The following is a 22,203-nucleotide window of genomic DNA, read 5'->3' on the forward strand; positions in this document are numbered from 1 at the left end:
GCGGCTCTCGGGTGGTGCCCGGCTTCCGCGTGATGTGTTTCGTCAGTTCTGTTTCGATGCGTGTTCGATGGCTGCTTCGTGTGGATGGTGTTTATTCAACGGTGCAGAGGAGTTCGCCGCCGACGCGTTGCTCGCGGCACTTGCGGTCGCTCAGGACGCCTCGGCTGGTGGAAACGATGGAGATGCCCAGGCCCTGCATGGTGCGGGGGAGGCTGTCGATGTCGGAGTACTTGCGGCAGCCGGGCTTGCTGACGCGGGTGAGACGGTGGAGGACGATCTCGCCGCGCGGGCCGTAGCGCAGTTTGAGACGGAGGAGTCCCTGACGCCCGTCGTCGACGACGTCGTAACTCTCGATGAATCCCTCGTCCTTGAGGACGTCCGCGATGCCGCGGCAGACCTTGCTGTTGATGCAGTTCACGGTCTTGCTCTTGTTCCGCGCGGCGTTGCGGATGCGGGTGAGCATGTCGGAGATGAGGTCGCTGGTCGCCATGGTTCGTTCTTCTCTGCGTGTCGTCCGCGGGTGAGGCGGGCGGTGGTTCGATCGTGTGAGCGTCCGGTGTCGTCGGGGCCGATTACCAACTGGACTTGCGCATCCCGGGGATCTTGCCCTCCAGGGCGAGTTTGCGGAGCATGATGCGGCTGATGCGGAACTTGCGGTAGACGCCCCGGGCGCGGCCCGTGAGTTCGCAGCGGCGAACGATTCGCGAGCTGAACTTCGGCGTGCGCCGGGACTTTGCCATTTGTGCCTTGGTGGCCATCTCGTGTCTCCAGCCGGGCTGCACCCGGCGATCGTTCGTGGAATCTGGAATCCTGATTACCGGGTGCGGGCTTCCTCGGGCTTGGCGAAGGGCATGCCCAACTGCTCGAGGACGAAGCGGCTGAGTTCGGGCTTGGAGTTGCTGAAGACAAAGTTGATGTGCATGCCGTGCGTGAACGTCACGTCGGCCATGTTGATCTCGGGGAAGACGCCCTGCTCGGTCAGGCCGAAGGAGTAGTTCCCCTGCGCGTCGAACGCCTTGGTCGGCAGGCCGCGAAAGTCCTTGATACGCGGGGCGGCGAGGTTGATCATGCGGTCGAGGAAGTTCCACATGCGCTCGCGACGCATCGTGACCATCACCGACGCCTCGAACCCGGCGCGGAGTTTGAAGTTCGACACGCTCTTGCGGGCCTTCACCACCACGGGCTTCTGCCCGGAGATCGTCGTGATCGTGTCCACGATCGTCTGGCGCACGTGGGGCGGGATCTTGCTCCCCTCGAGGTGGCGACCCATGTTCACGTTGATGACGATCTTGTCGAGGCGCGGCTGCGACATCGGGTTCTTCAGGCCCTTCTCGCTCGCGAGTTTGGCTCGGACCTGATCGTCGTACATCTTCTTGAGGCGCGGCGCCTCGGTGGCCGGTGCTTCGGCGGCGGCCATCGCCTCGGCGGAGACGTGCTTGCCGGAGTGGCGCTTGGGCGCGGGGGCGCCCTTCTTGCCTTTGCCCTCGGGGCCCTTGCCCTTGGAGCCGCCCTCGGGCTTGCCTTCGGGCTTTGCTTCGTTCTGGGGCTTGTTATCAGTGTCCTTCGCCATGGTCGTCTCGATTCGTTTCGTGTCAGTCGAGCCAGAGGCACTCGATCAGGTCTTGATTCCAATTCCGGATTACTTGCGGGCCCCTCGCACCGTGCCCAGTTCCTTGCCGCCGCGGACCGCCACGCGGACCTTGGAGCCGTCCGATTTGGTGACAAAGCGCACGCGGGAGGGTTTGCCGTCGACCACCGGGGCGACCTTGCTCAGGGGCAGGGGCGCTTCCTTGGTGATGACCGAGCCTTGCGGGTTGATGCGGCTCGGACGCATGTGTCTCGTGCGGAGGTTCACGCCCTTGACCACCACGGCGTCCTGCTTGGTGAGAACGCGGAGCACCTCGCCGATGGCGCCCTTGTTGTCGCCGCTGCGGATGATGACGGTGTCGCCTTTTCGTACGTGCCGTGGCATGCCTTGATTCCTGATGCCCGAGTCCCGGGCCGTTTCATGTCCTGTGTGTGCCTGGTGGGGAGTGCTTGTAGTTTCTTCAGACGACCTCGGAGGCGAGCGAGACGATCTTCATGTAGTTCTTCTCGCGGAGTTCACGAGCGACGGGCCCGAAGATGCGCGTGCCCTTCGGATTGCCATCGTCCTGGATCAGGACGACCGCGTTGCTGTCGAACTTGACGTACGACCCGTCGGCGCGGCGGGTGGGCTTGGTGGTGCGGACGACGACGGCCTTGGACTTGTCGCCCGGCTTCACGTCGGCGCCCGGGAGGGCCTTCTTGATGGAGACGAAGACGCGGTCGCCCACGCCGGCCGTCCGACGGGTGAACTTCCCCGTCGCCGTCGACCCCCCGTACACGCGGATCACATAAGCGATCTTGGCGCCGGAGTTGTCCGCGACTTCGCACCTAGTTTCTTGCTGGAGCATGGCTCTTCCTTACGGTCTCGTTCGTGTCGTCTGTCGGCCCTGGCGACTGTCCGCGTTGGCCGTGGTGCGTTGGTCCTGATTCCTCTTCGCGTGTGATACCTATTGAACTTCCCGGGCGCTGGCCAGAGCCTGGTGCTGGGCGGAACGCTTCTCCACGATCTTCGAGAGGCGCCACGTCTTGGTCTTGCTGACGGGGCGGCACTGCACCACCTCGACGATGTCGCCCGCGCGGGACTCGTTCTTCTCGTCGTGGACCTGGAGGATGGTCCGCCGGCGAACGAACTTGCCATACTTGGGGTGCGGGGCGAAGAAACTCACGACGACGCGGCGGGTCTTCGCACGCTTGTCGGACTCCACAACGCCCACGCGAGCGCCCTTGGCGGATTCGCTGGTGGTCTTCTCGGCGGTGCTGGCGGTCTTTGCTGGCATCTTTCTGTCCTACCCCACTTCTGGAAACGTGTTCTGGAAACGTGGGCGAGTGTTACTGTGCGTGTTAGGCCTTGCGGCTCCGGGAGGTCTGCTCGGTGAGCAGGCGGGCGATGTCCTTGCGGACCTTGCCGAACTGGGAGGTGTCGGCGACCTTGTCGGTGACCTGCTGGACGCGGAGGTCGTACAACTTCATGCGCAAACGCGCCAGCTCCACGCCGATCTCGTCATCCCGCATCTTCTTGACTTCCGCACCGTTCATCGAAATACCTCGTGGTTTGCTGTGTGGCCTTCGGGTTGATTCCAGTTAGACTCGGACGCGGCGTCCTACGAAACGGGTGCGGACGGGCATCTTCTGGGCGACGCGGGCCAGGGCCTGCTTCGCCGTATCCTCGCTGACGCCCGCCATCTCGAAGAGCATCGTGCCCGGGCGCACGCGGGCCGCCCAGTAGTCCACGTCGGCCTTGCCCGTGCCCATTCGGGTTTCCAGGGGCTTCTTCGAGATCGGCTTGTCCGGGAAGACGCGGATGAACAACTTGCCCTCGCGCTTCACGAAGTGCATCGCGGCGATACGCCCCGCCTCGATCACCGTCCCCTTGAGCCAGCACCCCTCGAGCGCCTGAAGGCCATAGTCTCCATAGGCGACGTAGTTGCCCTTGGTGGCCTTGCGATCGCGGACGCGACGCATCTCCTTGCGGTACTTGACTCGTTTTGGCATCAAAGCCATCTGTCAATCTCCTGAGTCTGCGTTTCGACTTAGCGACGACCTCGGGCCCGGGCGCGACCACCGGCGGCGGTCGATGTGTTTTCGTCCTCGGCGGAGGTATAGAGACCCTTGTAGATCCAGGCCTTGCATCCGATGATCCCGTACGCCGTCCGGGCCTCGGCAAAGCCGTACTCAATCTGAGCCTGCAGCGTGCTCAACGGGAGCGCGCCCAGACGAACATCCATCGTGCGGCTCATCTCGGCCCCGCCGAGACGACCCGAGATCTGGATCTTTACGCCCTTGGCGCCCGCGGCCATCGCGCCCTCGGCCCGCATCTTCACGACGCGGCGGAACGCGGCCCGCTTCGACAACTGCTCGCACACCGCCTCGGCGACCAGCTGCGCATCGACGTCGGCGTTCTTGATCTCGATGATCGAGATCGCGACCTTCCGACCTGTCATGTACTGCAGTTCCTCGGTCATACGCTCGACCTCGGCGCCCTTGGGACCGATTACCAGACCCGGGCGGGCCGTCTTCACGATAACCTTCAGTTCCTCGCGCGTGCGCTCGATGTGGATGTCGCTCACCGCGGCGTTGGGTGGGCGGCGGTTGAGGCGCTTGTCGAGGTACTTGCGGATCTTCTCGTCCTCGACGAGCAACTCGCCATAGAGCGCCTTCGGGGCGTACCAGCGGCTGCGGTGCGCCTCGGTGATGCCGAGCCTGAGTCCGAATGGGTGGGTCTTCTGTCCCATGGTGTCCTGGTTCCTTAGCGCCGGGCGCCCTTGAGGGGTTTCTCTTCGACGCCGATGGTGATGTGGCTCAGCGGCTTGATGATCGGGTGGGCGCGACCGCGGTCCTTGGGGTGGAACCGCTTGATCCGCGGCGCCTCATCGACACGGCTCTCGGCCACGAACAGACGTGTGACGTCGGCCTCGGCCAGTTCCGCATCCGCGATCGCCGCGTTCAACGCCTTCTTGATGTTCACCGCCGCACGCTTGGTGGTGAACGAGAGCATGTTCAACGCCTGGTCCACGGGCTTGCCACGGACGAGGTCGGCCACGAGGCGCGCCTTGCGTGGGCTGCCGCGGTGGTGACGAACCTGGCTGGTGAACCGCACGATGTCCTTCGCCTCGACGCCGAGCGCGCCCGCGAGGCGACGTACGTGGTCGGCCTTGGCGCGAGGGTGATCGCGGCCGGCCAGCCAGTTCGCCAGCGCCGACAGGGCGCGATCGGGCTTGAGCGACGGCGAGACGATGGCTCCCGCGAGTTGCTCGAGGGTGACGTTGGCCGCCGCCATCGCCTTGCTCAGTTTGTCCGCTTGGATCTTCACGTTCGAAACTCCTGGGCGTTCGCGCCCGTGGGACTACTTCTTCTCGCCGCCCGCGATGCCTTCCTTCTTGTTGGTGTGCCCGCGGAAGGTGCGGGTCAGGCTGAACTCGCCGAGTTTGTGCCCCACCATGTCCTCGGTCACGAACACGTCGTTGAAGACGCGCCCGTTGTGGACCTTGAACGTGTGCCCGACGAACTCGGGAACGATGGTGCACGCGCGGGCCCACGTCTTGATGGGCTCCTTGCGACGCGACGAGTTCAACTTCTCCACCTTGCGGTAGAGGCTCTCGACGACGTACGGACCTTTCTTGAGGCTGCGGCTCATGGTGTCTTCCTAGGTCCTTTACTTCTTCACGCCGTAGCGCGACGTGCTGCGGCGACGGATGATGAGTTTCTCGCTGGGCTTCTTCCGATTACGCGTGTTGCCGCCTTTGGCCAGCACGCCCGTCGGCCCGCACGGCGGACGGTTGCCCTTGGAACGACCAGAGCCACCGCCCAACGGGTGGGCATGGTGGCTCTTGGCGACACCGCGGGTTTTGGGACGGATGCCGAGCAGGCGGGAGATGCCGGCTTTGCCGAGGCGACGCAGGCGGTGGTCGGGATTGCCGACCTGGCCCACGGTGGCGCGGCAGTTGATCGGCACACGACGCGTCTCGCCGCTGGGCAGCACGAGCGTCGCGTAATCGCCTTCCTTGTTCGTCAGGCGGCAATAAGTCCCGGCGCTTCGGCACATCGTCGCGCCCTTCCCCGGGATCAACTCGACGCAGTGCACGTCGAGGCCCGTGGGGATGTGGCGGAGTTGCATGCAGTTGCCGACCTGCGGCTCGATCGGGGCGTCGCTCGAGCACAAGATGGTCATGCCGTCCTTGATGCCTGCGGGAGCGATGATGTAGCGCTTCTCGCCGTCGGTGTACTGGACGAGCGCCAGGTGGGCCGAGCGGTTGGGGTCATACTCGACGCCGATGACCTTGCCCTCGATGCCGTCACGATCCTTGCGCTTGAAATCGACGAGGCGGTACATGCGCTTCACGCCGCCGCCGATGCCGCGAGCCGTGATCTTGCCGCTGTGGTTGCGACCGCCGGTCTTGGGAAGCGGCGCGAGAAGGGCCTTCTCCGGGCGCTTCTTGGTCACCTCGGCGTGCATGTTGACGGACGCGAAACGGCGTCCGGCAGAGGTCTTCTTGTACACACGAATCGGCATGGCTCAGTTCCCTTGGAGGGGCCTTGGTTCGTTCCTTAGAACAGCGAGATGGAGTCGTCGGGGTGCAGGCGGACGGTGGCCTTCTTCGAGACAGGCTCGGTCACCATCCCGTACTTCAGCCGACGCTCCTTGCCCTTGCGGACCTGCGTGCTCACGTCGATGACACGCACCTTGTAGATGGACTGGACCGCGTCCTTGATCTCGGTCTTGGTCGCGCGGCTGTCCACGAGGAAGGCGTAGCGCTTCTGCTCGTTCATGCCGTACGTCGACTTCTCCGTGAGGAGCGGCTGCTTGATGATCTGGGTGGATTCGATGTTCGCGGGCATCGTGGTGCTCCTTGTCGCAAAGGCGGGTTAGGCCTTGGCCTCCGACTTGCGCCCGCTCTTGCCGCGGCCGAGCGGCTCGATCTTGGCGTCCTTGGTCGTCTGCGACGACGGGCCCTTCAGCCACGCCTCGAGGTCGGCCTTCTGGATCACCAGGTACCGGTGATTCAGCATGTTGAAGCAGTTGATCTGATCGGCGCGGCAGAGCGTGACCGCCTCGCAGTTGCGACCGCTCTTGCGAGCATTCGCCGACGCGCCCGCGTCCATGGGAAGCGCAACCAGCGCTGTCTTGTCGACCTTGACCGCCTCGAGGAACTGCTCGAAGGCCTTGGTCTTGGGCTCCTTGAACGCGATCGTGTCGATCACGCGGACCTCGTTGTCGATGAGCTTTGCGAGCAGGGCGTTGCGGTTGGCCTTGCGCCGCATCTTCTTGGGCATGTCCAGGCGGAAATCCTCGCGGGTCCGCTTCTTGGAGTGCCCGTGCCCGCCGCCCTTGAAGAGGTTGGCCTTCTTGTCGCCGTGGCGGGCGTTGCCCGTCCCCTTCTGCTTGTAGATCTTGCGGGTCGAACCCTCGACCGCCTCGCGGTTCTTGGTGCGTGCCGAGCCCTGGCGCGTGTTCGCGTGGTAGCGGACATACGCCTGCTTGATGAGCGCGGGATTCACCTCGCCGCCGAGGGAATCCTCGCTGATCTTGAGTTTGGCAACCTCGTTGCCCTGCATGTTGTAGACGATGACATCCATTTGTCACACCTCGTCACGACGCCTGGCCCAGCGCGAGTGGGCCATGCTGCCCGCTCGCGTGAGCGACTTGCTGCCTATCCGTCTCGCCTCCAGTCCCGAGCGGTTGTCTCGGGGGCGTCGAACGCTTCGACGCGGGGCGGATCGGAATCGACTCGGCCGTCTCGAATCACCAGACTCCTCGCGGAGTTGTGCTTCTGGTGATTCAACCGTTTGTTGCCGTCCGGTGGTTTCGGGAGCAACCCCCGACCTTCCGGACCCGCCGGCCAGGATTCTGGCCCAACCGGCAGTCGACAACGCCTTCAAACTTCCCGTCTTTACTCACACTGAACAAAGACGGGTCAGGAGGATAGCCGCCTCCCGAGCGGTTTCCAGTCTTCGGCCACGCCAAGGCCGATCGAAATCGGCCTCGGGCCGAAATCAGTTCGTTCAGGCCCCCGCCGCGGCGACTTTGGCAGCCTTGCTCCGATACAGACGAACGGCCGGACGGATCTCCAGCAGCCCGTCATTTGCTCCCGGAACCGGACCTTTCACGAGGAGGAGGCCGTTCTCCTTGTCAATCCGGACGACATCGAGCGAACGAACGGTGACCCGCTCGGCCCCCATGTGCCCGGACATTTTCTTGCCCTTCTTCAGACCGCCGCCGAAACCACGGTTCGAGCAGAGCGAGCCGATCGACCCGGGCGCACGGTGCTTGCGTTCGGTGCCGTGCGTCGCGGTAAAACCCTTGAAGTTGTGGCGCTTCATCGTTCCGGCGAAGCCCTTGCCCTTGCTCGTGCCGGCCACGTCGACGTACATCGTTCCTTCGAGCTTGTCCACGCCCAGCGTCGAGCCGAGCGCGAACTCCGAGGCCTTGTCCGCCTCGATGCGGAACTCGCGGTGGAACCGCTGCGGGGCGGCGCCGGCCTTGTGGTCGTGCCCGATGAGCGGCATCGTGGACCGACGCGGCTTGACCTCGTCGAATCCGATCTGCACGGCGGAATAGCCGTCGTTCTCGGTGGTGCGGACCTGCGTCACGACGCACGGCCCGAGTTGAATGACCGTCACGGGGATCGACACGCCCTTGTCGCTATAGACGCGGGTCATGCCAACCTTCTTACCCAGAAGCAGGAGACTCATTGCAAACCTTCCTTGGGAATCCGGCGGATCGGCCGAAACTGGCCGCCCCTGATCGTCCCGTGCGAGAATGAAAAAGGCCCGGAACGCCGGGCCATTGAAAACTATCCGTACTACGCCTTGATCTTCACGAACACGCCCGCGGGCACTACCAGGCGGTTGAGCGCCTCGACCGTGCGCGCGTTGGGCTCGATGATGTCGATGATCCGCTTGTGCGTCCGGATCTCGAACTGCTCACGACTCTTCTTATCGATGAACGGCGAACGCAGCACGGTGTACCGCTCCACGCGCGTCGGCAGCGGCACCGGGCCGGCCACCTTCGCGTTCGTGCGCTTCGCGTGCTCGACGATCTCCTTGGCGGATGCGTCCAAGGCGATGTGGTCGTAGGCCTCCATACGAATTCTGATCTTGCCGCCGGTCATGAGTGTTGCGCCTGCCTTCGAGCGAGTCGTTCGAATATCACGAAATCCCGCGCCCGAGCCACCGGCCCGTGCGCACACGCTCATCAACCCGACCGGGCCGAGAGCAAGGAGGGAACAGTACGCTTTACCGTCCGGATGTCAACCAAACAGGTGTCCCCGGCGAAGACCCACGTTCAAAGCCGAGATGAGGGTTTTCTTATGCCAGCGGGGGTGCCACCAGACGATACGTGCCCGTGATGGAGTCATTGGACTTGGTTGGTCGATGTTTGCCTCTGGGCCAGGCTCCCGAACCAGAGACCGCCCCCCGGACGCGCAAGAATGATCCAGACTTGGCCCCTCGCAAGGCCGGTCCCTCGATACGGAGAACACGAGTGACACAGAGACGACATGGATGGCGGACGCTCACCCTGATATTGGCCGCATGGGCGACGCTCACGGTCCCGACGAAAGGCCAAGGCACACCGGAATCCAGACTCCCCGCGGGCACCAAGCCCAGCGTCGTCGAGTTCAGCGCCGGCGAGCCGGCCAAGTTCTCCGAGATCGGCATGTCGATCCCCGTCCCGCTCGGCGCCCTCGCCCTCCAGGCGGCGGACGGCCCGAGCCAGAAACTCGAGATCATCGCCGAAGACCAGTCGTGGAAGATCACGATCCGCGCCCCGCGCCTGGCCAGTGGCAAGGAGTTCACGATCGAGCAGTACGCCGACAAGGCCGAGGACGCCATCCGAGCCAGCATGAAGATCCCGCTCCTGAAGCGAGACGCCAGCGGCAAAGTCAACGAGGTCGATCCCAGCACCGACGCAGCAACGGCAAAGGAATCTGAACGTCGCCTGAAGTTCTTCGGCCGCATGCCCGACGCCGAGGGACACACACTCTACATCGACAACGCCGGCAAGCCACTCGCGATCGCCCGGTTCTACGCCCGCAAGGATCCCGATGGCACGATCCCGCCCATCGTCCACGGCTTCACGGTCGGTCGCCTCAGCGCGAGCCAGTATGTCACCTTCGAACTCTTCGTCGCCGCCGAAAAGTTCGATCGCGCCCAGGCGGTCTATGAGGCCACCACTGCGGCCGCCACGTTCGGCGACTACGTGGGCGTGAACATGGACCGCGGCGCCTCGGTCGAGGCCGGCAAGACACTCTTCGCGACGCTTGATGATTCGGTGTATCGCGAGGTCCTTGCCGCACGTCCCGAGCAATGGTTCCGCATGTACCGCCCCGCTCCCACCGGGCTTGATTCCGACGCCAGCGAGGTCGGTTACACCCGCGTGATCACCCGCACCGGACAGCGTGGCGAGGTGGATACTTCAAAGAACAAAGCCTCCTGGTCGGCGATCGATCGTCAGGAGGGATACCTCGTCGAGATCGCCGGCCGACTCCTCCAGAAGCCCCAGGTCATCGACACCGCCGCCACCTATTTCGTGACGACCAACCACGACTCCGAGATGTGGCTCGCCAGGACCACCGTCCGCGCCACCGACGAGAAGGGCCGAGAGACCAAACGCACCGCCCAGGAACTCGGCGTCCGCGAAGGCTCCAGCATGACCGTCACCGTCTCGGCACAGGCGATGACCGACACCACCACACGCCCCGTCATCCAGGACGATTCCTATCTCAGCATGGTTGATGCCCTCCTCGCCCCCCAGGTCATCATCCGCACCAAGGCCGTCGCGGATTACGGCTATTACGCCTGGAACTCCAGCGCTGGTCGGATTCGCCTCCGCCGCGATCGCGTCGAACGCCCCACAGACATGCCCAACACCTGGCGCATCACCACGACCCACGGCGACGCCGAGGTCGGCCAGGTCTCACTCTATAAGGACGACGGCACGCTCATCCGCACCACTATGCCCGACGGCACCATCATCGAACCGATCTCCTCCGACAAACTCATGCGCATGTGGAAGGCCAAAGGGCTCCCCGGCGCCTAGGAATCACAGTCCAACGCCACACGCACGGAGCAACTATGGCGGTCGACCGAATTATCTCACCCACCGCCGACAACCCGCCCGACGAGCGCGCCGGCTGGGCCCTGCGCCCCACGTCGATTGCCGAGTACATCGGCCAACCTGACCTCATCGAGAAGATCCGCATCGCCGTCCGTGCCGCCAAGATGCGCAAGGACCCGCTCGAGCACATGCTGCTCCACGGCCCTCCAGGCCTCGGCAAGACCACCCTCGCCCACGTCCTCGCCCAGGAGATGGGGACAACGCTCCACTGCACCAGCGGGCCAGTCCTCGCCAAGGGCACCGACCTCGTCGCCCAACTCACACGCATCGCCCCCGGCGACATCCTCTTCATCGACGAGATCCACAGGCTCCCCATCAGCGTCGAGGAGTTCATCTATCCCGCAATGGAAGACTTCCGCATCGAGATCACTGTGGACAGCGGCATCAACGCCCGAACCGTCCAGATCAAGTGCAAGCCCTTCACACTCGTCGGCGCCACCACTCGCGCCGGCCTCCTCAGTTCGCCCCTGCGTTCCCGCTTCGGCATGGTCCACCACCTGCGGTTCTATGACGAGCAGGAACTGCTGACCATCCTCCGCCGGAGCGCAGGGCTCCTCGGCCTCGAGCGCTGTCCCGACGAGGCGCTCACCTCCCTCGCCGAACGTTCCCGGGGCACGCCCCGCATCGCCAATCGTCTCCTCCGCCGCGTCCGGGACTTCTCCCAGGTCAAAGAGAACGGCACCATGTCGAGAGTTGTCGTCGATCGCGCGCTCGGCCTCGAGGGCATCGACGAACTCGGGCTTGACGACCTCGACCGGTCATATCTACGAACGATCAGCACCGTCTATGCCGGCGGGCCGGTCGGCCTCGAGACCGTTGCCGCCACCATGAGCGAGGACGCCGGCACACTCGAGGACGTCGTCGAGCCGTATCTCCTCCAGATCGGCTTCCTCGCGCGGACGCGAAAAGGCCGGATGCTCACCCGGCGCGCGTGCGACCACCTGGGCCTTGAGTTCAACGCCTCTGAAGACACGACGACAGAAACCGACCGTTCGGGCCTGCTCCCGGGAATCTCGTAAGAATACAGATTGTTTCAGATCAAAGGCCGACGCGTGTCGTGGCTCGCGTCGGAAACATCACCGCGCGGAGGCCTTCGCGCCCTTCTTTGCCGGCGGCGCCAGCGCTTCCTTCGCCACGTCATCGATATACAGCACGCACTGGCACGACGCGCACAGCGTCAACCGTCCGCTCGACATCAGCCCCGCCACCGCCTCGATCGGGAGGGCCATCATGCACGACCCGCAGTTGTACTCGTGGCGTTTCGCGTCGTGGACCTCGATCGTCGCCATCGCGTCGTCGCCACGCTGCTCGAGAAGTTTCAAGAGCGTTCCCAACGCGTCCTGTGACACGTCCTTGGTCGCGGATCCACGCTCCTTCTTGAGTTCCTCGAGCCGTTCGCGGATCTCGGCATGTCGCTGATCCCGATCTGTCGTCGCGACCTGCTTCACGCTCGACCGCTGGCTCTTCGCCGACTCGATCTCCTCGATCTGCTTGCGGACCTCGTCGACCTTCGCCATGTGCTCTAGCGCCGCTGTTTCCATCGCGTCACGCTCGGTCTTGAACGTGTTCGCCTCGACCAGGAAGGCCTGGTATTCCTTGTTCGTCCGCGCCGTGTTCATCTGCTCGCGGACCGTGCGGATCCGCTCGTCGAGGCGCTTCATCTCGCCCTCGTTGTCCGCGGCCTTCGCCTGCAGCCTCTTCAGTTGAGTGGAGAGATCCGAGTGCTTCGACTCGATCTTGCTCAACTGCCCATCCTGCTCGTTCAGGAACTTCTCCGCGGCCTTGAGCCTGGTCTGAAGTCCGCGAATCTGTTTCTCGACCAGGTACACCTTCAGCAGTTGCGACGTCACGTCCATCAGGTACTCCACCGGCGACAACTCATGATACACACCCCACGTGAGCGCGTCACGCTAGATCGCCCCGGCATGGGCTTTCAGCCACCAGAACGCGATCGGGGCCACCAACAGGGGCGAGTCCAGCACGTCCAGAATGCCCCCAAACCCCGGGAGCGAATGCCCCGAGTCCTTGATCCCCGCGTCCCGCTTGAAGAGGCTCATCACCAGATCGCCCAGTTGCCCCACCACCGCGCACGCGGCGCCGACGACAAGCCCATGCCAGATCGCCAGAGTGGCCCCGTCATTTTCGCGCAAGAGCCACAACCCCGCCGCACCCACTCCCGCCGCGAGCGCGATCCCCCCGCCCAATCCCTCCCACGTCTTCCCCGGGCTGAGCCACGGGATGAGTTTGTGACGCCCGATCGCCTTCCCTGTGAAGTACGCCCCGATGTCGCACGCCTTGGTCGTTGCGAGAATCCAAAGCAGCACCCATGGCGAGTGCCCGCGCCGGATCGCGAGCACGAACCCGAAGAGCAGGCCGAGATACACGAACCCCAGCATCACGCCCCCAGCCGCCGTGATGATCCCCCGCGGGTCGCGATCCTTCGAGTAATAGAGCAGCGAGACCGCGAGCACGAGCGCCGCCACCGTGCTCACGCACGCCGCCGCCACATCACCCGGCAGCACCGCCGGCACGATCGACGACGCGAGCATCCCGCTCGCCGCCGCCAACCCCAGCACGCGCCGCGACGCGACCACGCCCTCGTCCTTCAGGATCGCCGCCAGTTCACGCGCCCCCCAGATCGAGAGCACGAGCATGATCGGGAGCACGATCGTCCCCGCGGGCCAGTTGCCCACACCGTCCGCATGTCCGAACAGCCGCGCCAGACCCTCGGGCATCACCCGCGCCGCGAGCCATCCGTCGAGCCACAGCAGCCCGACCAGCATCGCGATCAGCAGGGGTCCAAAGAGCAGACGTTGACGCACGGGTTCGGTTCTCCGCGAACGAATCGTTGACGATCGACGCGGATCATTGGTCGCCCGAGGCACGGACGCGTTGCGATCAATCGACAGCGTCCGAACTCAACGTCGTGGTGATTCGCCCGCTGAAGGGTCAATCCCCCCAAACCGCCTCGAACGCCCCGCATACTCACGAATCGCCTCGTGCAAGTGCCCGGCCGCAAAGTCAGGCCACAGCACCTCCGTCACGAACAACTCGGCATAACTGATCTGCCACAGCAGGTAGTTGCTCACCCGCATCTCCCCGGCCGTGCGGATCAGGAGATCCGGATCTGGCAGCCCCGCTGTGGAAAGCCTCGACTCAAAGACCGACTCATCGACCGACTCGGGATCCAGCCGCCCCAAAGCCGCGTCCCGCGCGATCGCCCTCGCCGCGTCGGCAATCTCCGCACGCGACCCATAGTTGATCGCCAGGCACAAGGTTGAACCCGTGCAGTGCGCCGTCTCCGCCGTCATCCGATCGATCGCCGCCAGAACCTCCGCGGGCAGGCCATCGCGCCTTCCAATCGTCCGAAACCGGATGTTCTCGCGGATCATTTCCTCGCGTTCGCCGTCGAGATACGCCTTGCAGAGTTCCATGAGCGCGCGCACCTCGTCGGCGGGCCTCTTCCAGTTCTCGAGCGAGAACGAGTACAGCGTCACCACCTCCACGCCCAGCGCGTTGCACTCGGTCAGCACCTCGCGCACGACACGCACGCCGTTGCGATGCCCGAACTCGCGCGGGAACCCGCGCTGCTGCGCCCAGCGCCCGTTGCCGTCCATGATGATCGCGATGTGACGCGGGATGCGTGCCGGGCTGACACCGGACAACCGCGACAAGGGATCGGCCTCGGGACGGCGTTTCTGAATCGCCGCCAACGCCGCACGTCCCTCGGCATCGAGAGCCGTTGAACCAAGGACCGCGCTCGCCGTGTCCACGCTTCCGGTTGGAGTTGTCCCTGGATCCGTCCGTGTCATCGCCCCGCGTCCGCTCCAGCGTGGATCGTCTGCGTCCGATCGGGCCCGACGCTCACCAACGAGATCGGCACGCCCACAAACGACTCCACGAGGTCGATGTACGCCCGAGCACCCCGGGGAAGTTCGTCCATCGACCGCGCGTTGGACAAATCCTCGCCGAATCCCGCCAGTTCCGTCCACACAGGCTCGACCTCCGACAACGCCCGCGCATCCGCCGGGAACCGATCCGACACGCCCGTTGGCGTCCGATACGACGTGCACACCCGCAACGTTTCGAACCCCGACAGCACATCAAAGAGCGTCATCGCGATCTCGGTCACGCCCTGCACCATCACCGCGTACCGCACCGCGACCAGGTCCAGCCACCCCACACGCCGCGGCCTCCCTGTGGTCGTCCCGAACTCACGACCACGCTCGCGGATCCGGTCGGCCGTCGCGTCAAAGAGTTCCGTCGGCATCGGCCCGCCGCCCACCCGCGACGAGTACGCCTTCATCACCCCGATCACACGCCCCACCGCCGACATCGGCACGCCCGTCCCCGACGCGATCCCCGTCGTCCCCGTGCTCGAACTCGTCACATACGGGAACGTCCCGTGATCGACATCAAGCAGCGCCCCATTCGCCCCCTCAAAGAGCACCCGCTTCCCTCGCCGCAACAAATCATGCAACAAGTACGTCGTGTCCTGGATCGAATCCCCAAGCACGCGCCCGTGATCCAGCGCCCGCTCCACGATCGAGTCGACGTCAAACCCCGCGGCGATCTCCGCATTCGGCCTTGTGTTCAGCCCTCGCGCCGCCGCCGACTTGATGCACGCCGACATCGCCACCCGAGTCCGCAGCACGTCCGGCCGGCGCAGGTCGCCCACGCGTACCGCCGTCGCCCGATGCACCTTGTCCGCATACGCCGGCCCGATCCCCCGCCGCGTCGTCCCGATCTTTCCGCCCCCGCCCGACCCCTCGCTCTCCGCGAGCAGATCCTCGCGCAGCGCGTCCTCGGCCTTGTGATACTCCAGGACCACATGCGCCCGGTCCGACAGGACCAACCCCGACGTCTCCACGCCCCGGCCCCGCAAACCATCGATCTCCGCGATCAACTTCTCCGGGTCCACCACCACGCCATTCCCGATGATGGCCGGCTTCCCCGGATACAGAATCCCCGACGGCACAAGGTGCAGCGCGAACCGCGTCCCACCCACCACCACCGAGTGCCCCGCGTTCGCCCCGCCATTGAACCGCACGACGGCGTCATGGGTCGCCGCCAGCATGTCGACCAGTTTTCCCTTCCCCTCGTCGCCCCATTGCAACCCCACCACCGCCGTGGCGGGCACACGCGATCCTGTGACCTTGTTCGTCGACAATCCCATGAGGACCTCGGTACTGACGGTGGGCGAGCCCGTGAACGCTGCGGCCGATCCACGTATCAACGCGACAGGGTAGGGGATCGAATCGTTCTGGCAGGACCGATAGCCATGCACGGCCGCGAATCTCCCGCCTCGTATCGCCCCCTTCGTGAAGTGCCGCCCACACGTGGCCGATTAACGTGTGCTGGACGGGCGTCGGGTCGGCCTCACCAGGGAGACCCCTCCGACGCACCGCCCGCCACATAGGGCAATCGACATGGCGAGTGAAGAGACCTACGTCCGAATGATGTGCCCGAACCTTGCCTGCCGAAAGGTTCTTTCGGTCCCCGCTGAAGCACGCGGGAAGACCGTCAAGTGCAAGGCCTGCGGGAGCAGCATCCGCGTCCCCAGCGTGACGAACGGGCCCAAGTCCACGCCGGGCGGCGCCCCGCGCTAAAGCTTCGGCGCGTCCTTGTCGTCCAGAAAATCAAAGTCCATCACGCTGCTGTCGTCCATCTCGAACTCGCGGTCGAGTTCCTTGTCCAACTCGCTCTCCACGCCCTCGAGAAGACTCGGCCTGCCCGTGACAGGCGGCGGCCCCTTCGCGGGTGCCGGGGGTGGCTTCGACGCGGGCTTTGCGGCGGGCTTCGTTGTGCTCGAGATCGGCTGGGCATCCTCCAACGCGTCTTGCGCGATGATCTCCTCGGGCCGACCGTTGATCCGCACTACAAACACAAACTTCCCGATCAGGAGCGCGTCACCCGCGTTCAACTCCATCAACCCCTCGACGCGCTTCCCGTTCACAAAAGTCCCGTTGCTCGATCCCAGATCCCGGATCATCACCCCAGAGTCCGTTGCCGTGATCTCGCAGTGCTGACGCGACACACTCGAATCCGGCACGCGGATCTTGCAATCCGAGTGTCGCCCGATCACCTCGGACTGATGCCGAACCGGCACGTCCTGCTGCCCGCCGTCCGGACGAATCAGAACCAGTGATACTGTCATGCACTTCCGCCTTTCGAACGGCGCTTCCGTGCCTCATCGAGCTTTCACGATCGGGCACGCGGACCATACCGCCGCCAGGACAAACCAAACGCCCCGTCCACAATCCGAATCCACGTGCAACAGCCTATCTCCATCCCCATCCGCAATCAAACCCAGGGCACGCCCCGGGCCATCATCGAACACGTCCTCTCTCAGACGGCCTCACCCCCCGTTCGTTCCCTCTACATCCACGTCCCCTTCTGTTTCCACAAGTGCCACTACTGCGATTTCTACAGCATCGTCGACCCGCGCGACCGCCAGGAACCCTTCACCGACCGCCTCATCCGCGAACTCGAAGCCCTCGCCCCGCTCACCCGGTCAAGCCCACTCCACACTATCTTCATCGGCGGAGGCACTCCCACCCTCCTCCGCCCTGAACTGTGGTTGCGCCTCCTCACCACGCTCAACAGCCACTTTGATCTCACCGATATCCGCGCAGGCCGCGGCGAGTTCACCGTCGAGTGCAACCCAGAAACCGCCACTCCCGAACTCTTCGATATCCTCCGCGCAGGCGGCGTCGATCGCCTCAGCCTCGGCGCCCAATCTTTCAACCCGATCCACCTCAAAACCCTCGAGCGATGGCACGACCCCGCCAACGTCGCTCGCGCCATCACACTCGCCAAAGCAGCCGGCATCGCCCGCCAGTCCATCGATCTCATCTTTGCCATCCCGGGCCAGACTCTCGACGATTGGAAGTCCGACCTCCACGCCGCCCTCGCCCTCGGCGTCGATCACCTCTCCTGCTACAGCCTCACCTACGAGCCCAACACCGCCATGACCGCCCGCCTTAAGCGTGGCGAGTTCGCGCCCGCCGATGAAGACCTCGAGGTCGAGATGCACCACGAGACCCTCCGCACTCTCCGGGCCGCCGGCCTCGATCGATACGAGGTCAGCAACTACGCGAGGTCCGGCGAGGAGTCCCGACACAACCTTGCCTACTGGCGCCAGCACCAATGGCTCGCCGCGGGTCCCAGCGCCAGCGCCCACGTCGCCGGCCATCGCTGGAAGAACTCCCCGCGCCTCGACGACTACCTCGCCATCGACGACGCCGGCTGTACCAATATCCAAGACCTCGAAACCCCCGACCCACGCCGTGCCCTCGCCGAAACGATCATGACCGGCCTGCGCCTGCGCGAAGGACTCGATCGCAACATCATCCTCGCAAATGCCGAACGCGTCACCCCCACGAGCAGCAAGCGTCTCGATCGAGTGATCTCACGCCTCACCCACCAGGGCTGGCTCCAGCCCGACGAGGGCCGCCTCGCCCTCACCGACGAGGGTTTCCTCTTCGCCGATTCAGCCGCCGCCGATCTCATGCGGTGTCTGAAGCCCTAGCCCCGTCCTCCCCCGCCAGCCGCAGATCAGGCCGGGGCAGTTCCAATCGCCGCAGCAGGTTTCGAAGATCGCTCGGCCAGCCCGTCGTCACATCCAGCGTCGCCCCCGTCACCGGATGTTCGAACGTCAACCGATGCGCGTGCAACCCCAGCCGCGAGCCCGTCTGTGCCTTCCCGCCATACAACGGATCACCCACGATCGGGCACCCGATCGCCTCCAGATGCACCCGCACCTGGTGCAGGCGTCCCGTGACCGGATGGCATTCCAGGAGCGCCCCAACCGCTGATTCCGCGAGCACGCGATACGCCGTGACCGCCGTCTTTCCCGACGACGACACCCGCGCCAACTTCATCCGCGCCCCCTCGCGATTCCCCTCGAACTCCGCGATCGGCTTGCGGATCACGCCCTGCGCCTCGCGTGGCGTCCGTGCCGTCACCGCCCAATAGAACTTCTTCACCTCCCGCCCCTCGAACTTCTCTCGCATCGCGTCGTACGCGCTCGCCGTCAACGCGATTACGATCAATCCGCTCGTGTCGCGATCGAGTCGATGCAGGAGCCCAAAGTCGCGAGAACTCCCCAGGTTCTGGAGTAATGCTCCCCACCGCGCGAACAGCCCGTTGAGCAGCGTGTCGTCCTCGTGCCCCTTTCCGGGCTGTGTCACCAGACGCGCCGGCTTCTCCACGACGACCACCGCCGAATCCTCGTGACGGATCCTGAAGGTGACATGCTCATTGGGTGTAACCGAGAGATTCATCCGCGTTCGACTCCATCCGCTCCCGCGCCGTCCACGCTCGCCAACGCTCGGCAGAGCGACTCGTGCGCATACCACCGCAACTCACCCCCCACGGGCCGAAGTAGCCGCGCTGGCGCCTCGCGCGACTCTATCGCCGCCCGCGCTCCTGCCTCTCCATCTCGCTCCGGGAGCAAGACACAGATCAATCGTGCCGAGTTCACCAGCCGGGGCGTCATCGCCACACGCCGCTGCCCCTCCACATCCACAGTTTCAATAACGAGTCGTTCCTCGCTCTCGCTCTCCCGCGTCGCCCACCCAAAGACCCCGGCATTCCCATCGAGCACGCCCAGCACCGCGTCAAGCCGGTCGTGACCTTTTTCGCGCCACCCCAGCACTTCTTTCAGCATCGCCTCGTACCGCGCCGCACCTTCCGCATGCTCCCCATCAATCGGATGGAACTGGTCCATCGGCATCCCCGACTGCTCCGCGATCAACTCACGCAGCACCCCCGACCGGCACCGCTCATCCGCTAGACCAACCCCTACCTCGTTCACCACCCACACCCGAGTCCGCAACCACGGGAACCCCCGCAAAGGCGGGTCATACATCAACCGTTGGATCGGCCTCACCATGCCCGCCTCGGCGCTCACCGCCAGATGAAAATCACCAAACTGCCGGACACAGTTCGTCGCGTGCAGAAGCAGATCCGCGAGCATCGCGTCGATCGAGTTATCCGCCGTGGGTCGCATCACGACCCCGCCGGGGAGCCGCGGGCGGGGAATCGGCACCGAATGCTCCAGCGAAATCGGCCCCGAGGCACGCTCCTCGCCGTCGCCTCGTCGCCCCGCCCGTCGATCGCCCGAGTTTTCACCGCGTGAGTCGGTCACGCCTCATTGTTGGCCGAAGCCCGTGAACGCCACGCCAACGCCGTACGCTTTTTCCATGCGTCACGACGCCATCGCCCGCATGATCGACTCGAGCGCCAACCGCGCCAAAGAGGGACTCCGCGTCCTCGAAGACCTCGCCCGATTCGGGATGGACGACCGCGCCCTCGCCGAGTCCGCCAAACACCTTCGCCACGCCCTGACCACCGCGCTCAACGCCCTCCCGCTCGACCACGCTGACCTCCTCGCCTCCCGTGACACGCCCAACGACATCGGCACTGCCGTGCAATCCATATGCGAGTACGACCGCCCCGACCTCGCCGCCCTCGCCGACGCCAACGCCAGCCGAGTAACCGAGGCCCTACGCACCCTCGAAGAGACCTCCAAAGCACTCGCCGCTCCCGACACCGCCCGCCAGATCGAGCACGCCCGCTACGACGCCTACGAACTCCACCGCCGCCTCTCGCTCAGCCTCCACGCCGCCACTGCCGTCATCCAACCCCGCGTCACACTCCTCCTCACCCAATCCCTCTGCACCATCCACCCCTGGGAGCACGTCCTCCGTGCCGCCCTCGAAGCCGGCGCCGAAGAGATCCAGATCCGGGAGAAGTCGCTCTCCGACGCCGATCTCCTCACCCTCGCCCAGCGTGCCCGAGCCATCACGCGCGAGCACGCCGCCCGACTCGTCATCAACGATCGCGTCGACCTCGCTCTCGCTGCCCAGGCCGACGGCGTCCACCTTGGCCAGGACGACCTCCCTATCCGTGCCGCCCGCGCCCTCGCCGGGAGCCAACTCGAAATCGGCGCCACCACCCCCACCCTCGAACTCGCCCGAGCCGCCATCCAGTCCGGCGCCCGCGTCCTCGGCCTCGGCCCCATGTTCCACAGCACCACCCGCCCCGACAAACCCGTCGCCGGCCCAGCCTACCTCGCCACAATCCTCGCCGACCCGCTCCTCGCCAACGTCTCCCACCGCGCCATCGGTGGCATCACCCCGGGCAACGTCGCCCAACTCGCCGCCGTCGGTTGCAAAGGTGTCGCCGTCTCCGCCTGCGTCTGCTCGTCGCCGGATCCCGCCGCCGTCGTGCGCGCGCTCCGACACGCCCTCGAACCCACCCGCTCTACACTCGCCCGATGAACTTCCAGAAAGCAGTCCTCCCCAACGGCCTGACCATCATCGCCGAGGTCGATCCCTCCGCCCACAGCGCCGCCGCCGGGTTCTTCGTCAAGACCGGCGCCCGCGACGAGGCCTCCGCCGTCATGGGCGTCAGCCACTACCTCGAGCACATGATGTTCAAGGGCACCGAGGACATCAACGCCGAGGAACTCAATCGCCGATTCGACCGCCTCGGCGCGCGCAGCAACGCCTTCACCAGCACCGAGATGACCTGCTTCTACGCCCACGTCATCCCCGAGCATCTCTCGGAGTCCGTCGATCTCCTCGCCCGCATGCTCCGCCCCGCCCTCCGCACCACCGACTTCGACACCGAGAAGGGCGTCATCCTCGAAGAGATCGCGATGTACAAGGACAACCCCTTCTGGGTCTTGTACGAGGCCTGCATCGAGAGCCACTTCGCCGGCACTCCCCTCGCCCACCGCGTCCTGGGCACCAACGAGACCATCACCGATCTCACCGCCTCCCAGATGCGGACCTACTTCGAAGACCGTTACTCCGCCGACAACACCGTCCTCGCCCTCGCCGGCAAACTCGACTTCTCACGCATCGTCGAACAAGTCACAAATCTCTGTGGCTCTTGGAAGCGCACCGGCGCCCGCCGCGACGCCACCCACGCGAGAACCACGCCCGGCGAACTCACCCTCCACGACGAGAAGATCACCCGCGGCTACATCCTCACCATCGCCGACGCCCCCGCCTTCACCGACGAGCGCCGCTACGACGCCGCTCTCCTCGCCATGCTCCTGGGCGCCCCCGACAACAGCCTCCTCCACTGGGCCCTCATCGAGCCGGGCCTCGCCGACGAAGCCCAGGCCTCATTCTCCGCCCACGATGGGCACGGCGATTACGTCCTCTTCGCCACCGCCGACCCCGAACGCCTCGATACCGTCTGGGAAAAGGCCAAGGTACAACTCGACCGCGTCGCCCAGACCGCCACAACGCGAGACCTCGAACGCCTCCGCAACAAACTCGCCACCAGCGCCACCATCGGCGCCGAACGCCCGGGCGACCGCATGCACCGCCTCGGCGCCAACTGGCTCTACCTCAATGACTACATCCCCATCGAGGACGAACTCGCCCGCATCGCCCGCGTCACCCTCGACAGCATCCGTCAGACCGCGCGCGATTTCCCCTTGACGCCCACAACCGTCGGGCGCCTCCTCCCGGCCTGATTTC

29 protein-coding genes are annotated in these 22,203 nt (G+C 65.2%); 6 read left to right on the forward strand and 23 right to left on the reverse strand.

From position 1 onward, the window contains the following. Positions 1-91 precede the first annotated feature (91 nt). The 16 genes from rpsH to rpsJ form a co-directional block, all read right to left on the reverse strand. On the reverse strand, positions 92-490 hold the full coding sequence (rpsH, locus tag IPK69_00730; GenBank protein ID QQS09189.1) for a 30S ribosomal protein S8: 399 nt from the start codon (positions 488-490) through the stop codon (positions 92-94). Positions 491-572: 82 nt separating this feature from the next. Beyond that, the gene (locus IPK69_00735) at positions 573-758 is read right to left on the reverse strand and encodes a type Z 30S ribosomal protein S14 (protein QQS09190.1); all 186 of its coding nucleotides are present in this window, start codon (positions 756-758) and stop codon (positions 573-575) included. 56 nt (positions 759-814) lie between these two features. After that, entirely contained in the window at positions 815-1,417 is a 603-nt protein-coding gene (rplE, locus tag IPK69_00740; protein ID QQS10378.1) for a 50S ribosomal protein L5, read from the reverse strand. A 222-nt stretch (positions 1,418-1,639) separates the two neighbouring features. Beyond that, positions 1,640-1,972 (reverse strand): 50S ribosomal protein L24, encoded by a 333-nt coding sequence (gene rplX, locus IPK69_00745; protein QQS09191.1) that lies wholly within the window; start codon positions 1,970-1,972, stop codon positions 1,640-1,642. A gap of 76 nt (positions 1,973-2,048) precedes the next feature. Continuing rightward, on the reverse strand, positions 2,049-2,435 hold the full coding sequence (gene rplN, locus IPK69_00750) for a 50S ribosomal protein L14 (GenBank protein QQS09192.1): 387 nt from the start codon (positions 2,433-2,435) through the stop codon (positions 2,049-2,051). Between the two features lie 99 nt (positions 2,436-2,534). Beyond that, on the reverse strand, positions 2,535-2,864 hold the full coding sequence (rpsQ, locus tag IPK69_00755) for a 30S ribosomal protein S17 (GenBank protein QQS09193.1): 330 nt from the start codon (positions 2,862-2,864) through the stop codon (positions 2,535-2,537). Between the two features lie 64 nt (positions 2,865-2,928). Next, positions 2,929-3,123, reverse strand: coding sequence for a 50S ribosomal protein L29 (gene rpmC, locus IPK69_00760; GenBank protein ID QQS09194.1), 195 nt, complete (start codon positions 3,121-3,123; stop codon positions 2,929-2,931). Between the two features lie 45 nt (positions 3,124-3,168). Further along, positions 3,169-3,588, reverse strand: coding sequence for a 50S ribosomal protein L16 (rplP, locus tag IPK69_00765; protein ID QQS09195.1), 420 nt, complete (start codon positions 3,586-3,588; stop codon positions 3,169-3,171). A gap of 29 nt (positions 3,589-3,617) precedes the next feature. After that, the gene (gene rpsC / locus IPK69_00770) at positions 3,618-4,319 is read right to left on the reverse strand and encodes a 30S ribosomal protein S3 (GenBank protein QQS09196.1); all 702 of its coding nucleotides are present in this window, start codon (positions 4,317-4,319) and stop codon (positions 3,618-3,620) included. Between the two features lie 14 nt (positions 4,320-4,333). Continuing rightward, positions 4,334-4,864 carry a 50S ribosomal protein L22 gene (gene rplV, locus IPK69_00775; GenBank protein ID QQS10379.1) on the reverse strand — a complete coding sequence of 177 codons (531 nt, stop codon included), beginning with the start codon at positions 4,862-4,864 and terminating at the stop codon, positions 4,334-4,336. Positions 4,865-4,930: 66 nt separating this feature from the next. Next, positions 4,931-5,221, reverse strand: coding sequence for a 30S ribosomal protein S19 (gene rpsS / locus IPK69_00780; GenBank protein QQS09197.1), 291 nt, complete (start codon positions 5,219-5,221; stop codon positions 4,931-4,933). Positions 5,222-5,239: 18 nt separating this feature from the next. Further along, entirely contained in the window at positions 5,240-6,097 is an 858-nt protein-coding gene (rplB, locus tag IPK69_00785) for a 50S ribosomal protein L2 (protein QQS09198.1), read from the reverse strand. Between the two features lie 35 nt (positions 6,098-6,132). Beyond that, positions 6,133-6,423, reverse strand: a complete 291-nt coding sequence (gene rplW / locus IPK69_00790; GenBank protein QQS09199.1) for a 50S ribosomal protein L23 — start codon at positions 6,421-6,423, stop codon at positions 6,133-6,135. 27 nt (positions 6,424-6,450) lie between these two features. Beyond that, positions 6,451-7,161 (reverse strand): 50S ribosomal protein L4, encoded by a 711-nt coding sequence (gene rplD, locus IPK69_00795; protein QQS09200.1) that lies wholly within the window; start codon positions 7,159-7,161, stop codon positions 6,451-6,453. 426 nt (positions 7,162-7,587) lie between these two features. Further along, positions 7,588-8,277: a 50S ribosomal protein L3 gene (gene rplC, locus IPK69_00800; GenBank protein ID QQS09201.1), complete on the reverse strand. Its 690-nt coding sequence runs from the start codon at positions 8,275-8,277 to the stop codon at positions 7,588-7,590. A gap of 110 nt (positions 8,278-8,387) precedes the next feature. After that, a complete protein-coding gene (gene rpsJ / locus IPK69_00805) occupies positions 8,388-8,696 on the reverse strand; it encodes a 30S ribosomal protein S10 (GenBank protein ID QQS09202.1) in 309 nt (102 codons plus the stop codon). A gap of 371 nt (positions 8,697-9,067) precedes the next feature. On the opposite strand from rpsJ, the gene IPK69_00810 reads away from it, so the two are divergent. Next, the gene (locus IPK69_00810) at positions 9,068-10,624 is read left to right on the forward strand and encodes a hypothetical protein (protein ID QQS09203.1); all 1,557 of its coding nucleotides are present in this window, start codon (positions 9,068-9,070) and stop codon (positions 10,622-10,624) included. Positions 10,625-10,659: 35 nt separating this feature from the next. Then, on the forward strand, positions 10,660-11,721 hold the full coding sequence (gene ruvB / locus IPK69_00815; protein QQS09204.1) for a Holliday junction branch migration DNA helicase RuvB: 1,062 nt from the start codon (positions 10,660-10,662) through the stop codon (positions 11,719-11,721). Positions 11,722-11,778: 57 nt separating this feature from the next. Here ruvB and IPK69_00820 read toward each other — a convergent pair whose 3' ends face one another. The 4 genes from IPK69_00820 to IPK69_00835 all read right to left on the reverse strand — a co-directional run bounded on the left by IPK69_00820 (position 11,779) and on the right by IPK69_00835 (position 15,878). Further along, positions 11,779-12,558, reverse strand: coding sequence for a hypothetical protein (locus IPK69_00820; GenBank protein ID QQS09205.1), 780 nt, complete (start codon positions 12,556-12,558; stop codon positions 11,779-11,781). Between the two features lie 54 nt (positions 12,559-12,612). After that, positions 12,613-13,524 (reverse strand): phosphatidate cytidylyltransferase, encoded by a 912-nt coding sequence (locus IPK69_00825; GenBank protein ID QQS09206.1) that lies wholly within the window; start codon positions 13,522-13,524, stop codon positions 12,613-12,615. Positions 13,525-13,620: 96 nt separating this feature from the next. Continuing rightward, a complete protein-coding gene (locus tag IPK69_00830) occupies positions 13,621-14,514 on the reverse strand; it encodes an isoprenyl transferase (GenBank protein QQS09207.1) in 894 nt (297 codons plus the stop codon). Further along, positions 14,511-15,878, reverse strand: coding sequence for an adenylosuccinate synthase (locus IPK69_00835; GenBank protein ID QQS09208.1), 1,368 nt, complete (start codon positions 15,876-15,878; stop codon positions 14,511-14,513). The genes IPK69_00830 and IPK69_00835 overlap by 4 nt, the downstream gene beginning before the upstream one ends. Positions 15,879-16,131: 253 nt before the next feature. On the opposite strand from IPK69_00835, the gene IPK69_00840 reads away from it, so the two are divergent. Continuing rightward, positions 16,132-16,311: a hypothetical protein gene (locus tag IPK69_00840; protein QQS09209.1), complete on the forward strand. Its 180-nt coding sequence runs from the start codon at positions 16,132-16,134 to the stop codon at positions 16,309-16,311. Here IPK69_00840 and IPK69_00845 read toward each other — a convergent pair. Next, a complete protein-coding gene (locus tag IPK69_00845; GenBank protein ID QQS09210.1) occupies positions 16,308-16,859 on the reverse strand; it encodes an FHA domain-containing protein in 552 nt (183 codons plus the stop codon). The two genes, IPK69_00840 and IPK69_00845, sit on opposite strands and share 4 nt — an antisense overlap. A gap of 114 nt (positions 16,860-16,973) precedes the next feature. Between IPK69_00845 and hemW the strand changes: the two genes are divergently transcribed. Next, the gene (gene hemW, locus IPK69_00850; protein ID QQS09211.1) at positions 16,974-18,233 is read left to right on the forward strand and encodes a radical SAM family heme chaperone HemW; all 1,260 of its coding nucleotides are present in this window, start codon (positions 16,974-16,976) and stop codon (positions 18,231-18,233) included. Here hemW and IPK69_00855 read toward each other — a convergent pair. Beyond that, the gene (locus IPK69_00855; protein QQS09212.1) at positions 18,211-18,987 is read right to left on the reverse strand and encodes an RluA family pseudouridine synthase; all 777 of its coding nucleotides are present in this window, start codon (positions 18,985-18,987) and stop codon (positions 18,211-18,213) included. The genes hemW and IPK69_00855 overlap by 23 nt on opposite strands. Beyond that, complete coding sequence (locus tag IPK69_00860) at positions 18,984-19,853, reverse strand: 6-phosphogluconolactonase (protein ID QQS09213.1); 870 nt, start codon at positions 19,851-19,853, stop codon at positions 18,984-18,986. The genes IPK69_00855 and IPK69_00860 overlap by 4 nt, the downstream gene beginning before the upstream one ends. Before the next feature lie 55 nt (positions 19,854-19,908). Here IPK69_00860 and thiE point away from each other — a divergent pair, with 55 nt between their 5' ends. Then, complete coding sequence (thiE, locus tag IPK69_00865; GenBank protein ID QQS09214.1) at positions 19,909-20,988, forward strand: thiamine phosphate synthase; 1,080 nt, start codon at positions 19,909-19,911, stop codon at positions 20,986-20,988. Then, the gene (locus IPK69_00870) at positions 20,985-22,199 is read left to right on the forward strand and encodes an insulinase family protein (GenBank protein QQS09215.1); all 1,215 of its coding nucleotides are present in this window, start codon (positions 20,985-20,987) and stop codon (positions 22,197-22,199) included. Before thiE ends, IPK69_00870 begins: the two co-directional genes overlap by 4 nt. Positions 22,200-22,203: the final 4 nt, after the last annotated feature.

Source organism: Phycisphaerales bacterium, from assembly GCA_016699835.1.
Classification (GTDB): domain Bacteria; phylum Planctomycetota; class Phycisphaerae; order Phycisphaerales; family UBA1924.